10 protein-coding genes and 1 pseudogene are annotated in these 14,656 nt (G+C 68.3%); 7 read left to right on the forward strand and 4 right to left on the reverse strand.

The features are described 5' to 3' along the window. Positions 1-46: 46 nt before the first annotated feature. The 3 genes from ACSQ2B_RS15690 to ACSQ2B_RS15700 form a co-directional block, all read right to left on the reverse strand. Positions 47-538 (reverse strand): MarR family winged helix-turn-helix transcriptional regulator, encoded by a 492-nt coding sequence (locus ACSQ2B_RS15690; RefSeq protein WP_436051243.1) that lies wholly within the window; start codon positions 536-538, stop codon positions 47-49. Further along, positions 535-2,871, reverse strand: a complete 2,337-nt coding sequence (locus ACSQ2B_RS15695) for a bifunctional salicylyl-CoA 5-hydroxylase/oxidoreductase (RefSeq protein WP_436051244.1) — start codon at positions 2,869-2,871, stop codon at positions 535-537. The genes ACSQ2B_RS15690 and ACSQ2B_RS15695 overlap by 4 nt, the downstream gene beginning before the upstream one ends. Before the next feature lie 69 nt (positions 2,872-2,940). Further along, a complete protein-coding gene (locus ACSQ2B_RS15700) occupies positions 2,941-3,408 on the reverse strand; it encodes a MarR family winged helix-turn-helix transcriptional regulator (protein WP_436051246.1) in 468 nt (155 codons plus the stop codon). Between the two features lie 139 nt (positions 3,409-3,547). On the opposite strand from ACSQ2B_RS15700, the gene ACSQ2B_RS15705 reads away from it, so the two are divergent. From ACSQ2B_RS15705 to ACSQ2B_RS15725, 5 genes and pseudogenes are all read left to right on the forward strand, one after another. Then, a complete protein-coding gene (locus ACSQ2B_RS15705) occupies positions 3,548-4,339 on the forward strand; it encodes a cyclase family protein (RefSeq protein WP_436051248.1) in 792 nt (263 codons plus the stop codon). A gap of 5 nt (positions 4,340-4,344) precedes the next feature. Continuing rightward, positions 4,345-6,477: a thiamine pyrophosphate-dependent enzyme gene (locus ACSQ2B_RS15710; RefSeq protein ID WP_436051250.1), complete on the forward strand. Its 2,133-nt coding sequence runs from the start codon at positions 4,345-4,347 to the stop codon at positions 6,475-6,477. An 8-nt stretch (positions 6,478-6,485) separates the two neighbouring features. Further along, entirely contained in the window at positions 6,486-8,027 is a 1,542-nt protein-coding gene (locus ACSQ2B_RS15715) for an indolepyruvate oxidoreductase subunit beta family protein (RefSeq protein ID WP_436051251.1), read from the forward strand. Positions 8,028-8,893: 866 nt separating this feature from the next. Then, positions 8,894-9,361, forward strand: a complete 468-nt coding sequence (gene dut / locus ACSQ2B_RS15720; RefSeq protein WP_436051253.1) for a dUTP diphosphatase — start codon at positions 8,894-8,896, stop codon at positions 9,359-9,361. Positions 9,362-9,538: 177 nt separating this feature from the next. Continuing rightward, positions 9,539-9,712: pseudogene (locus ACSQ2B_RS15725) on the forward strand (dUTP diphosphatase); the annotation flags it as partial. Positions 9,713-9,847: 135 nt separating this feature from the next. Here ACSQ2B_RS15725 and dapB read toward each other — a convergent pair. Next, positions 9,848-10,618: a 4-hydroxy-tetrahydrodipicolinate reductase gene (gene dapB / locus ACSQ2B_RS15730; RefSeq protein WP_436051255.1), complete on the reverse strand. Its 771-nt coding sequence runs from the start codon at positions 10,616-10,618 to the stop codon at positions 9,848-9,850. A gap of 283 nt (positions 10,619-10,901) precedes the next feature. On the opposite strand from dapB, the gene ACSQ2B_RS15735 reads away from it, so the two are divergent. Then, the gene (locus ACSQ2B_RS15735) at positions 10,902-13,193 is read left to right on the forward strand and encodes an NADP-dependent malic enzyme (protein WP_436051257.1); all 2,292 of its coding nucleotides are present in this window, start codon (positions 10,902-10,904) and stop codon (positions 13,191-13,193) included. A 148-nt stretch (positions 13,194-13,341) separates the two neighbouring features. Then, positions 13,342-14,640, forward strand: a complete 1,299-nt coding sequence (locus ACSQ2B_RS15740) for an Hsp70 family protein (RefSeq protein WP_436051259.1) — start codon at positions 13,342-13,344, stop codon at positions 14,638-14,640. Positions 14,641-14,656 lie beyond the last annotated feature (16 nt).

Genomic DNA, 14,656 nt, shown 5'->3' on the forward strand with positions numbered 1-14,656 from the left:
AGCCCATATCGCGATAACCCTGCCTGAGAGGCTAGGCTCCGCTCCGTCACCCTTCCTCGTCGGCCGCCTCGGCCGCGATCGAGCTCTTCAGCTTCGCGAGCAGGCCGTAGAGCGCATCGAGATCCGCCCGCGTCATGCCGGCGAACATGCCGTGGATCCACGCGTGGTGCGCCTCGGCGAGCTCCGCGAAGTGCGTCCGTCCCTGCTCGGTCAGGGCGACGATGGAGGACCGACGGTCTTCGGCCGCCGGCCGGCTCGAAATCAGTCCCGCGCTCTCGAGCTGCCGAACCATGGTGGTGACATTGCCGTTGGACACCAGCAGCGCGCGGGAGAGCTCGCCCATGGTGACCCCGTCCGGGTGACGCTCCAGGGTGGCGAGCACGTCAAACCGCGGAAGCGTGGTGTCGAACTGTTCGATGAACCGTCGGCGAAGCCGCTTCTCCACCACGGTGGAACAGCTCAGCAGGCGCAGCCAGGCGCGGACCTCCATCCGGTTCGCCAGCGCTCCGTCGTGCTTCTCGCGAATGCGGGCGGTCATTGGCTGGCCTCCTTCACACCGGCGCCCTCCGGCGGAGCCGACAGCTTCAGCCGGAGGTTCCGTTCGAGCTGCATCTGCCCCAGCCTGTAGGCGGCGGGCGCCCCCGCTCCGCGGTAGCCTGCTTCCGCGGCGGCGCGCAAGGTCCAGGCAGGATCGACGAGGTGCGGCCGTCCGAGCGCAACGAGATCGGCCCGACCTGCCGCGAGGATCGAGTTCACCTGGTCCGCCTCGTAGATGTTGCCGACGGCGATGGTCGGGCGCCCGGCCTCGTTGCGGATCCGGTCGGAGAAAGGCGTCTGGAACATGCGACCATAGACCGGGCGCGCTTCGGGAACCGTCTCGCCGGCCGAGACGTCGATCAGGTCCGCGCCCGCCTGTCGAAACGCCATCGCGAACAGCACGGCCTCGGCGGGCGTGACCCCGGCCTCCCCCATCCAGTCGGTCGCCGAGATGCGCACCGAAAGCGGCCGGCCCTCGCCCCAGGCCTGGCGCACCGCACGCACCACGGCGAGCGGAAAGCGCAGCCGGTTCTCGATCGGTCCGCCGTAATCGTCGGCCCGCGCGTTCAGCAGCGGCGTCAGGAAGCTGGACAGCAGGAAACCGTGGCCCGCCTGGATCTCGATCATGTCGAAGCCAGCGTCACGGGCCCGATGGGTCGCCTGTACGAAGGCGGCCGTCACCTGCTCCATATCGGCTTCGGTCATCGCCGCCGGCGTCTGGCCGCCGGCGGCGTAGGGCTTGGCCGAGGCGGCGATCAGCGGCCAGCCTTCCGTCGGGAGGGGCTGGTCGGGACGGGCCGGGTCCGCCAGGGTCGCGCCGCGCGGTCCGGCATGCCCGAGTTGGACGCAGAGCTTGGCTGCGCTGTTGGCGTGGACGAAGTCGGCCAGCCGCCGCCAGGCCACGACCTGCGCATCGTTGTAAAGCCCCGGACAGGCGGGGGTGATGCGCCCGTCCGGAGCCACCGCCGTCATCTCGGTGATGATCAGCCCGGCCCCGCCGAGGGCGCGGGCGCCGTAGTGGACGAGGTGGAAGTCCGTCGGCGTCGCATCCTGCGCGCAGGCGTAGGTCAGCACCGGCGACACCACGATCCGGTTGGCGAGTTCGAGCCTGCGGATTTCATAGGGCGTGAACATCGGCGGCGTCGGCGCCGCGTCGTCCGCCACGCCGGAGCGGTTTGCGAACCATCCCTCGATCCGCGCCACCCAGTCAGGATCGCGCAGGCGAAGGTTCTCGTGGCTGACACGCTGCGAGCGGGTCAGCAGGGAATAGGCGAACTGCTCAGGCTCGAAACCGATGTAGCGGTCGACGGTCTCGAACCACTCGGTCGAATTGCGCGCGGAGTTCTGGATCTTGAGCACCTCGACGCGGCGCTCCTGCTCGTAGTCCGCCAGCGCCTGCGGCAGGACGTCCGGCTCTGACGATCCCGTCCGTGTGATCACTTCGGCCAGCTTGATCGCATCCTCCAGCGCCAGCTTGGTCCCGGAGCCGATCGAGAAATGCGCCGTGTGCGCCGCGTCGCCCAGCAGCACCACCTTGTCGAACGACCATGTCCCGCACAGCACCCGGCGGAAGTTGATCCAGGCGGCCGATCCGCGCAGGTGCGCCGCATTGGTCAGCAGCGGCTGGCCCTCCAGGTGGCGCGCGAAGATGCGCTCGCAGGCGGCGATCGTCTCCGCCTGGTCCATCTCGTCGAAGCCCAGCCCCGTCCAGGTCGCCTCGGAGCACTCGACGATGAAGGTGGAGGTGGAATCGTCGAACCGGTAGGCGTGGGCCCAGATCCAGCCGTGCGGCGTGGGCTCGAACAGGAAGGCGAAGGCGTCGAACAGGCGCGGGGTCCCAAGCCACATGAACTTGTTCGCCCGGGTCTGAATGTCGACGTCGAACCGGTCCTCATAGGCGGTGCGGATGCGGCTGTTGACGCCGTCGGCGGCGACGATCAGGTCGCGGTCGGCATAGGCCGAAAGATCGGCGTCGAACTCGGTCTCGAAGGTGAGCCGGACATCCAGCTCCCGCGCCCGGTCCTGCAGGATGTTCAAGAGCCGCTTGCGGCCGATGCCGATGAAGCCGTGGCCGCCGGATCGCTCGACGTGGTCGCCCACCACGACCTCGATGTCGTCCCAGTGCGCGAAGCTGGCCGCGATCCGCTCGGCGCTCACCGGATCGTTCCGGCTCAAATTCTCCAGCGTCTGGTCGGAGAAGACGACCCCCCAGCCGAAGGTGTCTCCTGCCTTGTTGCGCTCGATGACCTCGACCTCGCAGCCGGGGTCGCGCAGCTTCATCGAAATGGCGAAATAGAGCCCCGCAGGACCGCCTCCGAGACACGCAATCTGCATGGTCACCTCGCGCTGATTTAGTTTATGCTTAAAATATATAGGCGGCGCGCGCAACCCGTGGCGCGGCCTTCAGTCCCCGTCTTCCAGGTTTGCGTGGAGACGGTCGAGCAAGGTGATGAGCGTGTCGAATTCGCGCGCGCTGAGGCCGCTGACAACCCGGGCGTAGACCGGCGCCGTCGCCTGTCGGGCTTCGGCCAGCTTCGCCTCCCCGGCCGGCGTCAGCGACACCTCGGTCACGCGGGCGTCCTCGGCGCTGGGCGCCACGCTCACCAGCCCCGCCGAGGTCATGCGCTGGATGATCCGGGTCATGGTGGACAAGGGGATGACGGCGGCGTCGGCGATGTCGCGCACGCCGCGCGGCGACGCCTCGCCGAGGATCATCAGGACCCGCCAATAGGGAATGTCGATCCCGATCGCCCGCAGCCGCGCCTCGATGACGATGTTGTAGCGCCCGACCAGCCGATTGAGCAGGTAGAACGGGTACTTCTTGACCTGGAAGGCCGGGGTCCCGGGGTCGGCCAGAACGCGATTGTCCAAAAATCAGCCCCTCGAAGTTGTTGCGGAGGCGCCCGCACGATAACCGTCGCGGCCGCCGCCAAAAAGGTTGCACATACACGTTTTTGCATGCAGCCTCATACTCATCTGGCACGCCGCCCCATGAGGGACAACACCGCCCATGTCGACCGCCACCCTCTCCCATCTCGCGCTCGCCGTGGCGTCCGGTGCGATCCGCACCGTGGACCTCACCATGCCGCTGTCGCCGGAGACGCCCACCCTGGTGCTGCCGCCGCCGTTCGGCCAGACAGCGGCCTTTAAGGTGGAGGAGATCTCCCGCTACGATGAACGCGGCGTCGCCTGGTACTGGAACAATTTCACCGTCGGCGAACACACCGGCACCCACTTCGACGCGCCCATCCACTGGGTCACCGGCAAGGATCTCGCCGACAACACCGTCGACGCTATCCCGCCCAAGGACTTCATCGCGCCCGCTGTGGTGATCGACGTCTCGGCCAAGGCCGCCGCTGATCCCGACTACCTGCTGACCGTCGCCGACATCGAAGCCTGGGAAGCGGCGCACGGGCGAATTCCGCCGCGCGCCTGGGTGCTACTGCGCACCGACTGGTCGAAGCGGTCGGGCGAGGCCTATGTCAACCGGCGGGAGGACGGTGCGCATACGCCGGGCCCCTCGGTCGAGGCGGTGCGCTTCCTGGTCGAGACGCGCGACGCGCACGGGTTCGGAACCGAGACCATCGGCACGGACGCCGGCCAGGCGCACCTGCTGGACCCGGTCTACCCCGCCCACCACCTCTTCCATGGCGCCGGCCGCTATGGCCTGCAGTGCCTCGCCAACCTCGACCAGCTCCCGGCGACCGGGGCGGTGATCCTCGCCGCCCCGCTCAAGATCGCCGGCGGATCGGGCAGCCCGCTCCGCGTCCTGGCCCTCGTCGCGGCCCCCGTCGAGGACTGAGCGACATGGCCGAGCGGTCCTTCAAGAAGGAAGTCGAGAAGCTGCGCCTCGGCGATGGCGAGGTGTTCGAGGGCGAAGGCATATTGGCGGTCACCAAGGCGCTGCTGCAGGCCGGCGTCGCCTATGTCGGTGGCTACCAGGGCTCGCCGATCAGTCACCTGATGGACGTGTTCGCCGACGCCGACCCCCTGCTGCGCGAGTTGGGCGTCCACTTCGAGTCCAACGCGAGCGAAGCCAGCGCCGCGGCCATGCTGGCCGCCTCGGTGAACTATCCGCTGCGCGGCGCCGTCGCCTGGAAGTCGGTCGTCGGCACCAACGTCGCATCCGACGCCCTGTCCAATCTCGCCTCGGGCGGGGTGACGGGCGGCGCCCTCGTCATCATCGGCGAGGACTATGGCGAAGGCTCCTCGATCATGCAGGAGCGCACCCACGCCTTTGCGATGAAATCGCAGATGTGGTTGCTCGATCCGCGGCCCAACCTCACCAGCATCGTCAATCTGGTCGAGAAGGGCTTCGAGCTCTCCGAAGCCTCCAACACGCCGGTGATGGTCGAGCTGCGCGTGCGCGCCTGCCACGTCACCGGCGCCTTCACCGCCAAGGACAATCGGCGCCCGCCGCTCACGGTCGGCCAGGCCGCGTCCACTCCCCAGCGCGATCTGAGCCGGATCGTCCTGCCGCCGGCCAACTTCCTGCATGAGCACGAAAAGGTCGAAAAACGCTGGCCCGCGGCGCAGCGTTTCATCGCCGAGCATCGTCTGAACGAGTGGTTCGGTCCCGATACCCATGACGTCGGATTCATCGTCCAGGGCGGGCTCTACAACACGCTCAATCGCGCGCTCGAACTCGCCGGACTGTCGGACTCCTATGGCGCAGCCCAGATCCCGGTCTACTGCCTCAATGTCGCCTATCCGCTGATCCCCGACGAGGTGACCGCCTTCTGCGCCGGCAAGCGCGCGGTGCTGATCATCGAAGAAGGCCAGCCGGAGTTCCTCGAGCACGAGCTCAACACCCTGATGCGGCGCGCCGATCTGCAGACCCGCATCGTCGGCAAGGACATCCTGCCGCGCGCCGGGGAGTATACCGGCCAGGTGCTGCACGACGGCGTCGTCGCCTTCCTGCAGCAGTGGGCGCCGGAGCTCGCACCGCAGCACCCCTTGGCCCCTGTTCCGCCCGAGCCGGAGTTGCAAACCGCCGTCCCGCAGCGCCCGGCAGGCTTCTGCACTGGCTGCCCCGAGCGGCCGATCTTCGCAGCGATGAAGCTGGTCCAGAACGAAGGCGGCCCGCTGCACGTCGCCGGCGACATCGGCTGCCACATCTTCTCGACCCTGGCGCCGTTCCACATCGGCAACACGACCATGGGGTACGGCCTGGGCGCCGCCAGCGGCTCGGCGTTCAAGCCGGACGGCAAGCGCACCGTGGCGGTGATGGGCGACGGCGGCTTCTGGCACAATGGCCTGACGTCCGGCATCGGCAACGCCGTCTTCAACCAGGATGATGGCGTCACCATCATTGTCGACAACGGCTACTCGGCCGCCACCGGCGGACAGGACATCCTGTCCTCGCAGGCTGAGAACGCCACGCGCAAGACCAAGAACTCGATCGAGACCGCCGTGCGCGGCATGGGCGTGACCTGGACGCGGCGCCTGACCCGAACCTACGACGTCGCCCGGATGCGCGACATTCTGCGCGAGGCTCTGACGACCCCGACGACAGGTCCAAAGGTCATCATCGCGGAATCCGAGTGCATGCTGAACAAGCAGCGCCGCATCAAGCCGCTGATGGCCAAGGCGGCTAAGGAGGGGCGCCGGGTCGTTCAGGAGCGGTTTGGAGTGGATTCTGACACCTGCACAGGCGACCACGCCTGTATCCGGCTCTCCGGCTGCCCGTCGCTGACCATCAAGCCGAATCCAGATCCCCTTCGGGTCGATCCGGTGACCTATATCGACAACAGCTGCGTGGGCTGCGGCAATTGCGGCGAGGTCGCCCACGCCGCCGTACTCTGTCCGTCCTTCTACAAGGCCAGCGTCGTCACCAACCCGACCAGGTGGGAACAGATCCTCTCCAGGCTGCGCGGCGCCGTGATCACCGCCCTGCAAGCCTGGCAGGCGCGCAGCCTGGCCGCACGAGCCGCCTGGTGAACCCGCCCATGCCCCTCGATCGCGATCGCATCACCGTCGCCATCCTCGCTCTCGGCGGCCAAGGCGGCGGCGTGCTCGCCGAGTGGATCCGCGAGGTCGCAGCTGACAATGGCTACATCGCTCAGGCGACGTCCGTACCCGGCGTCGCCCAGCGCACCGGGTCCACCGTCTACTATATCGAGATGATCCGGCGGCCGGGTTCGGGCGCCAACCATCCCGACCCGGTCCTGGCCCTGACGCCCGTCCCCGGCGACGTCGACATCGTCGTCGCCTCGGAATTGATGGAAGGCGGCCGAGCGATGCTGCGGGGCTTCGTGACCGCCGATCGGACGACGCTGATCAGTTCAACCCACCGCATCTACGCCATCTCGGAAAAATCCGCCGCCGGCGACGGCGTCGGCTCCAGCGCGCGGATCATCGAAACCGCCCGCCGGCGCGCACGGCGCTTTGTCGGCTTCGACATGGAACAGGCCGCCAACCGCGCCGGCAGCGTCATCAGTTCGGTGATGCTGGGGGCCTTGGCCGGGAGCCGCGCCCTCCCCTTCGCGCCCGAGGCGTTCGAAGCCGCCATCCGCCAAGGCGGCAAGGCGGTTGAGGCCAATCTCAATGGCTTCGCCTCCGGCCTGGCGCAAGCACAGGACGCCGCCGAACCGGCCAGTGATCCAAGCGGGCCCTCCGAACCGACCACCCTGGTCGGACAGCGGTTGTTGGCGTCCGTTCGCTCGGCCCTGCGCGAGCCGGCCCATGCCGTCGCCATCGAGGGAGTGCGCCGGCTGATGGACTACCAGGACGCGGCGTACGCCGATCTCTATCTCAAGCGCCTGGCGCCGATCGCGGCCCTCGACGCCACGCCGGACGCTGCTCTTAGCGAAGCGACGGCGCGGTGGCTGGCGCTTTGGATGGCCTACGAGGACACCATTCGCGTCGCCGACCTGAAGATCCGGGCGACCCGCAGCGCACGCGTGGCGAACGACGTGCGCGTGAAGCCCGGCCAGGTGATGACCGTCACCGAATACATGCACCCACGTCTGCAGGAAGTTTGCGACGTTCTGCCGGCGCGGCTGGGCGCAGCGATCCTGCGCTCCAAGGCTTGGCGACGAGCGACGGCGCCGCTGTTCGCCAAGGGCCGATACGTGCGAAGCACAAGCCTTACCTGGTTCCTGGCCCTCGCCGCCGTGGCCGCCCTGCGGCCGATCCGGCGCGCCAGCCTGCGTTTCGCCGAAGAGCAGGCTCGCATCGACGCCTGGCTCACCGCGGTGGACGCCGCCGCCCAGACCGATCCGCCCCTGGCCCTGGAACTGGCCGCCGCCCCGCGCTTGATCAAGGGCTACAGCGACACCTTCGATCGCGGCCTGGCGCGGTTCCGGTCGATCATGCAGGCCGCCGAAGCCTTGCGCGGCGATCCCCTGGCGGCGGCCAAGATCCGCGCCCTGCGGGAAGCCGCCCTGGCCGACGACAGCGACGCTCCCAGCTCCACGTCTTCGCCTCTGACCATCGAGAGATCTCGTTTCAGCGATCAGGCGTCCGTGCGCTGGGGCCCCGCCGCCTGACCCTTGCCGCACCCCTGTAGGTCGGGTCGACATTCAGGATTCTCAGGCAGCTTGACGACTGAGTCATAGGACTCCGCTTTGGCAAGCCCGGGTTGTCAGCAAGGTGCTGTGAGTTCGTCCGGCGATGGGAGCGGATCGCGTCGATTCTGCGCGGCAAGATAGGGATCCCGGCCGCGGGAAGCGGAGAGGTCAAGTTGAGCCATGGCTCACCTCCCCGTGGCCCCAGCCCTAACTCACTCTAGCCCCGGCCCGCCGCGAGTGATCCGATGCGCCGACACCGGACATTCCCACCGCTCCAGGAACGCGACATTCCCGGACGTGGCCGAACCGCTCAAAGCGACCCCCTTGCGGACCTATTGATCGAGCGTTGGCATCGTAACGTGTTCGCATGGGCTCATGGATGGCTGGACCCGGCACCTGACGGGCGTAGCGGCTCAGGCTATACTCAAGGTTGCATCGCCACAATGGACGCACCGCACCATGCCCATCTATTGGAGTGAGTTCACCTGGGAGGCCTTCGCTACGCTCGCGACGGGCCTTGCGGCCGTAGGCGGAGCGACCTTTCTTGGCCTAAAGCAAGTTGGCATCTCTCTGAGCCCGCCTTCATGGAGGGAGGCGGATCGCTGGCTGGACGATGGATTTGAGCCACCATCACGGCCACCCCAGTCTTCTGATCCAATTAGGCCAGCCCGCGACCTCCGCAGCGCGACATGTGAGATTTGCGAGCCCGTGCGATGGAGAAGCTGGCGGGGCGCCGAAAGCGGACCTTGCGAAGGTCAGCTCAGAGTCAGCAATCGCCGGGGGCTTGCCTTCCTAGCCTCGAAGCTCTCCAGGGCGTACACACCCGGCCGTCAGAGAGGTGAGACATGACCGGGCATTCCGACGAGGCAAGCAAAGTTTTCTTCAAACGCTGGGCAGGAAATACTGACCTGGCGCTGCCGGCCTACGCCACGCCGGGCTCCGCAGGCTTCGACTTTGCAGCGGCCGTGGACGAGACAGTTGTGCTCAAACCCGGCGATCGTCGTCTTATCTCGACCGGGTTCAGTGCGGCCGTTCCGCCAGGGTACGAGCTGCAAGTCCGCCCTCGCTCTGGCTTAGCGGCCAAGCACGGCATTTCGATTGTGAATACGCCCGGCACAGTCGACGCGGACTACAGAGGTCTAATCTCGGTTTGCTTGATCAACCTTGGCGAGGAGGATTTCACCATCAGGCGTGGCGACCGGATCGCGCAGGGCATTGTCGCGCCAGCTCCGCAGTTCCGGCTTGTAGAAGTTGCTGAGCTCGACGAAACCAGCCGCGGCGATGGGGGTTTCGGCTCCACGGGCACCCGCTGAGCGGCGCAAAGGTTTTCCCTTCCCCCCGCCGCCCCCCATCCTTTTCCAAAGCCCGCGACGCGAGCCAGCCGATGGGCTGTCGTTGCGGGCTTTCAAGTCCACCTATTCAGCGGGACTTGACGGGTACGCCGAAGGCGACTGCCATCAAACCCCTTGTGGGTTCCACATGACCCAAACGAGGTGAAGGTGATCCTGATCAACCTCGGCGAAGAGGACTTCACCATCCGCCGCGGCGACCGCATCGCCCAGCTGGTGGTCGCCCCGGTGATCCAGGCCAGCTGGAGCGAGGTCGAGAGCCTCGAGGAGACCGCCCGCGGGGCGGGCGGGTTCGGGTCGACGGGGCACGGTTGAAGCCGAACGCCCCCTCCGTCTCGCTACGCGAGCCACCTCCCCCGCTGCGCGGTGGAGGATCTGGGCCGAAGATGCTCCACCGCTTGCGGGGGAGCTGTCAGCGAAGCTGACTGAGGGGGCGTTTCGGCGCTCCGGCTACCCCCGGAACCCCAACACGTCCTGCATGTCGTAGGCGGCCGGCGGTCGGCCGGCGACCCAGCGGGCGGCGGCGACGGCGCCCTTGGCGAACAGGCCGCGGTCGATGGCCGAGTGAGTGAGCGTCAGGATCTCCTCGTCCGAGCCGAAGATGACGCTGTGCTCGCCGATGATGCCGCCGGCGCGCACCACCGAGAAGCCGATCTCCCCCGCGGGCCTCGCCCCGGTGATCCCCTCGCGTCCGTGGCGAGCGACCGACGACAGCTCCACGCCGCGGCCGCGGGCCGCCGCCTCACCCAGCATCAGCGCCGTGCCCGACGGCGCATCGATCTTGCGGCGGTGGTGCGCCTCGAAGACCTCGATGTCGTAGTCGTCCGGCAGGGCGCGCGCCGCCTGTTCGACCAGCCCCATCAGCATGTTGACGCCCAGCGAGAAGTTGCCGGCGCGAACGATGGGGATCTTCCCGGCCGCCGCCGCGAGCCGCGCGATCTCGCTTTCGGCGAAGCCGGTCGAGCCGATGATCAGGGCCGGTCCGCCGCGCGCGGCGCAAGCCTCGGCCAGGGCCGTGGAGGCGGACGCCGTGGTGAAGTCGATCACCACCTCGGCGGCGGCCAGCGCCGCGTCCTGGTCGACGAGGTCCGGATCGCTCGCGCCTGGCCGGTCGAAGCGGGCGGCGAGCTGCAGGCGCGGGTCGGCCTGGACGACGGCGGCGACCGCCCGGCCCATCCGGCCCAGGGCGCCGGCGACGGCGATCTTCAGCGGCTCAGTCAAGGCGGGCCTCCCCAAGATTCCAACCCTGGCGCGCTCCAGGACGGCGAAACAGCGCCGTTAGTCTCGCGAGGGCGGCCTGCGGTCAAGGATTGCGGCCCAGGCCGCACCGCGCAAAGCCCCCGACCGACTTGATCGACAGAGCCGCTTGACGCGGCCCGACGGGAAGCGCGCGATGTCCTGCGGGCGCTGATTGCGCCCTCATAATAAGTGAAGGTTGTTCGGGCGGGTCCGGCTCTGTAGGTTCCGCCCTCTCATCGCCGCCTCGTCTCAAGGAACGCCGCTCATGAGCGACGCCGAAAAGCGCACTTTCACCGACGAGGAAGCTCTCAGCTTCCACCGGTATCCCACGCCTGGGAAGATCGCCATCGCCGCCACCAAACCGATGGCCACCCAACGGGACCTGAGCCTCGCCTATTCGCCGGGCGTGGCCGTACCGGTGCTGAAAATCGCCGAGGATCCGGAAGCCGCCTACGACTACACGTCCAAGGGCAACCTGGTGGCCGTGATCTCCAACGGCACCGCGATCCTGGGCCTGGGCAATCTGGGGGCTCTGGCCTCCAAGCCGGTGATGGAGGGCAAGAGCGTCCTCTTCAAACGCTTCGCCGACGTCGATTCGATCGACGTCGAGGTTTCGGCCACCGATCCCGACGAGATCATCACCGTCGTCAAGAACATCGGCGTCACCTACGGCGGCATCAACCTCGAGGACATCAAGAGCCCCGAATGCTTCCGCATCGAGACCGAGCTGCAGGAGCTGCTCGACATCCCGGTGTTCCATGACGACCAGCACGGCACGGCGATCATCTCCGCCGCCGGCCTGATCAACGCCTGCGAGATCACCGGCCGCGACATCGCCCAGATCAAGGTGGTGCTGAACGGCGCGGGCGCCGCGGGCATCGCCACCCTCGACCTGATCAAGGCGATGGGCGTGACCCCGAGCAACGTCATCGCCTGCGACTCCAAGGGCGTGATCTGGCGCGGTCGCCCCAACGACATGAACCAGTGGAAGAGCGCCCACGCGATCGAGACCGACACGCGCACCCTGGCCGAGGCCATGCAGGGCGCGGACGTCTTCATCGGCCTGTCGGTCAAGGGCGCGCTGACCCAGGACATGGTCAAGTCGATGGCGGCCAAGCCGATCATCTTCGCCATGGCCAACCCGGATCCGGAGATCACCCCGGAAGAGGTCTACGCCGTCCGTCCCGACGCCATCGTCGCCACCGGCCGCAGCGACTATCCGAACCAGGTCAACAACGTCCTGGGCTTCCCCTACATCTTCCGCGGCGCGCTAGACGTGCGGGCGCGGCGGGTGAACATGGAGATGAAGATCGCCTGCGCCAACGCCCTGGCGCAGCTGGCCCGCGAGGACGTGCCCGACGAGGTGGCCGCCGCCTACCACGGCGCCCAGCTGAAGTTCGGCCCCGAGTACATCATCCCCAGCCCGTTCGACCCGCGGCTGATCTCCTACATCCCGCCGTTCGTGGCCCAGGCGGCCATGGACACCGGCGTGGCGCGCAAGCCGATCGAGGACATGGACGCCTATCGCGCGTCGCTGGCCCAGCGGCTCGATCCGAGCGCGGCCTTCCTGCAGAAGCTGCAGGGCGCGGTGCAGGCCGGGCCCAAGAAGAAGATCGTCTTCGCCGAGGGCGAGGAGCCGAGCGTCATCCGCGCGGCCTACGCCTTCCAGTCCAGCGGCCTGGGCGACGCGGTGCTCGTCGGGCGCGAAGAGCTGGTCCACAGCAACATGCGGCTGGTCGGCCTCGACCCGACCGAGGTGACGCTCGAGATCATCAACGCCCGCGTGTCGCACTGGAACGAGGCCTTCGTCGAATCCCTCTACGAGCGGCTGCAGCGCGAGGGCTATCTGCGGCGCGACGTGCAGCGGCTGATCAACCAGGACCGCAATGTCTTCGCCGCCTCCATGGTGGCGGCCGGCCACGCCGACGGCATGGTGACCGGGGTCACGCGCGCCTTCGACCAGGTGCTGACCGAGGTGCTACAGGTCATCGACCCCGCGCCCGACGGCCGGGTCATGGGCATGAGCGTGGTGCTGGCCAAGGGGCGCACCCTGTTCATCGCCGACGCCAACGTCACCGAACTGCCCGACGCCGAGGAGCTGGTGGAAATCGCCCTGGAGGCGGCCCGCGCGGTGCGCAACCTGGGCTACACGCCCCGGGTGGCCTTCATGAGCTATTCGTCCTTCGGCAACCCGATGGGCGAGCGCTCCGAGCGGGTGCGCGAGGCCGTCGCCACCCTCGACGAGATGGAAGGGATCGACTTCGAGTACGAGGGCGAGATGCCGCCGGACCTGGCGCTGCTGCCCGAAGCGCGGGTCAACTATCCCTTCATGCGCCTGTCGGGCCCGGCCAACGTGCTGATCATGCCGGCGATCCACTCCGCCGCCATCTCCACCCAGCTGATCCAGGCGCTGGGCGGGGCGACCGTGATCGGCCCGATCCTGCTCGGCCTCGCCAAGCCGGTGCAGATCTGCCCGCTGTCGGCCTCGGTCTCCAAGATCCTGCAGATGGCCACCGTCTGCGCCCACGACGGCGACCTGGCGGTGGTGGAAGGGTAGGCGCCGAACGCCCCCTCCGTCTCGCTGCGCGAGCCACCTCCCCCGCTACGCGGTGGAGGATCTGGGCCCAAGATGCTCCACCGCGTAGCGGGGGAGCTGTCGCGAAGCGACTGAGGGGGCGTTCGGCTGCGCCGTCAGGGAACACCAGATGTCCGCCGAACTCAGCCTTGGCATCGACTTCGGCACGACCAACACCGTGCTGGCGCTGGCCGCCGCCGACGGTCCGGCCGAGCTGGTGCGCCTGGCGGCGCCGAACGGCGAGGTCGCCGCCTTCCGCTCGGCCCTGGGCTTCCAGGCGCCGCCGGAGCGGCCCAGCGAGCGGACCATCACCGCCGGACCCTGGGCCATCGAAGCCTATGCCGAGGACCCCGGCGAAGTCCGTTTCATCCAGTCGTTCAAGACCTTCGCCGCCTCCCAGAGCTTCAGCGAGACCCAGATCCTGGGCCGGCGCTATCGCTTCGAGGACCTGCTGTCGGCCTTTCTGCTCAAGGCGCGCGAACATGCCGGCGGCCAGCTGCCGGAGCCGAAGCGGATCATCGTCGGCCGCCCCGTGGTCTTCGCCGGCGCCTCGGCGAGCGAGGACCTGGCGCTCGAGCGCTACGAGACCGCCTTCCGCCGGCTGGGCTTCACCGACATCCGCTACGCCTTCGAGCCGGTGGGCGCGGCCTTCTTCTTCGCTCGCGAGCTTCAGGAGGACGCCACCGTCCTGGTCGGCGACTTTGGCGGCGGCACCTCGGACTTCTCGATCATAAGATTTGAGCGGGAGGGGGGCTCGATCCGCGCCCAGCCGCTCGGCCGGTCGGGCGTCGGGGTGGCCGGCGACGCCTTCGACTACCGGATCATCGACAACCTGGTCTCGCCCTCGCTCGGCAAGGGCTCCTCCTACGAGAGCTTCGGCAAGATCCTGCCGATCCCCAACCGCTACTACGCCGCCTTCGCCCGCTGGGACCAGCTGGCCCTGATGCGCGGCAGCCGGGACATGCGCGAGATCCGCGCCCTGGAGCGCGAGGCCGTCGAGCCCGAAAAGATCGGCCGGTTGATCGAGATCCTCGACGAGAACCTGGGCTACCAGCTCTACCGCGCCGTCTCGGAGCTGAAGATCGCCCTGTCGTCCGAGGAGACCCACGACTTCCGCTTCGAAGCCGGCGACATCTCGATCGGCCGCCAGGTGGCGCGGACCGAGTTCGAGGGCTGGATCTCCCCGGAGCTCGCGCTGATCGAACAGGCGGTCGATGCGGCCCTGGCCGACGCCGGGCTGACAGCCGACGGCGTCGACCGCGTCTTCCTCACCGGCGGCTCGTCGCTGACGCCGGCAGTCCGGCGGGTCTTCCACCGCCGCTTCCCTGCCGAGCGGATCGAGACCGGGGCGGAGCTGGAATCGATCGCCTCCGGCCTGGCTCTGATCGGGCGGGAAGAGAACCTGGAGCGGTGGACGGCGACGGCGTGAAGCGCTCCTCCGTGTA

Source organism: Phenylobacterium sp. LjRoot225 (assembly GCF_964252855.1).
GTDB lineage: Bacteria > Pseudomonadota > Alphaproteobacteria > Caulobacterales > Caulobacteraceae > Phenylobacterium.

Excerpts from the sequence above, each read along its gene's own strand:
- ACSQ2B_RS15690 (WP_436051243.1), bottom strand. The coding sequence starts at position 538 with ATGACCGCCCGCATTCGCGAGAAGCACGACGGAGCGCTGGCGAACCGG.
- ACSQ2B_RS15695 (WP_436051244.1), bottom strand. The coding sequence starts at position 2,871 with ATGCAGATTGCGTGTCTCGGAGGCGGTCCTGCGGGGCTCTATTTCGCC.
- ACSQ2B_RS15705 (WP_436051248.1), top strand. The coding sequence starts at position 3,548 with ATGTCGACCGCCACCCTCTCCCATCTCGCGCTCGCCGTGGCGTCCGGT.
- ACSQ2B_RS15710 (WP_436051250.1), top strand. The coding sequence starts at position 4,345 with ATGGCCGAGCGGTCCTTCAAGAAGGAAGTCGAGAAGCTGCGCCTCGGC.
- ACSQ2B_RS15715 (WP_436051251.1), top strand. The coding sequence starts at position 6,486 with ATGCCCCTCGATCGCGATCGCATCACCGTCGCCATCCTCGCTCTCGGC.
- dut (WP_436051253.1), top strand. The coding sequence starts at position 8,894 with ATGACCGGGCATTCCGACGAGGCAAGCAAAGTTTTCTTCAAACGCTGG.
- ACSQ2B_RS15735 (WP_436051257.1), top strand. The coding sequence starts at position 10,902 with ATGAGCGACGCCGAAAAGCGCACTTTCACCGACGAGGAAGCTCTCAGC.
- ACSQ2B_RS15740 (WP_436051259.1), top strand. The coding sequence starts at position 13,342 with ATGTCCGCCGAACTCAGCCTTGGCATCGACTTCGGCACGACCAACACC.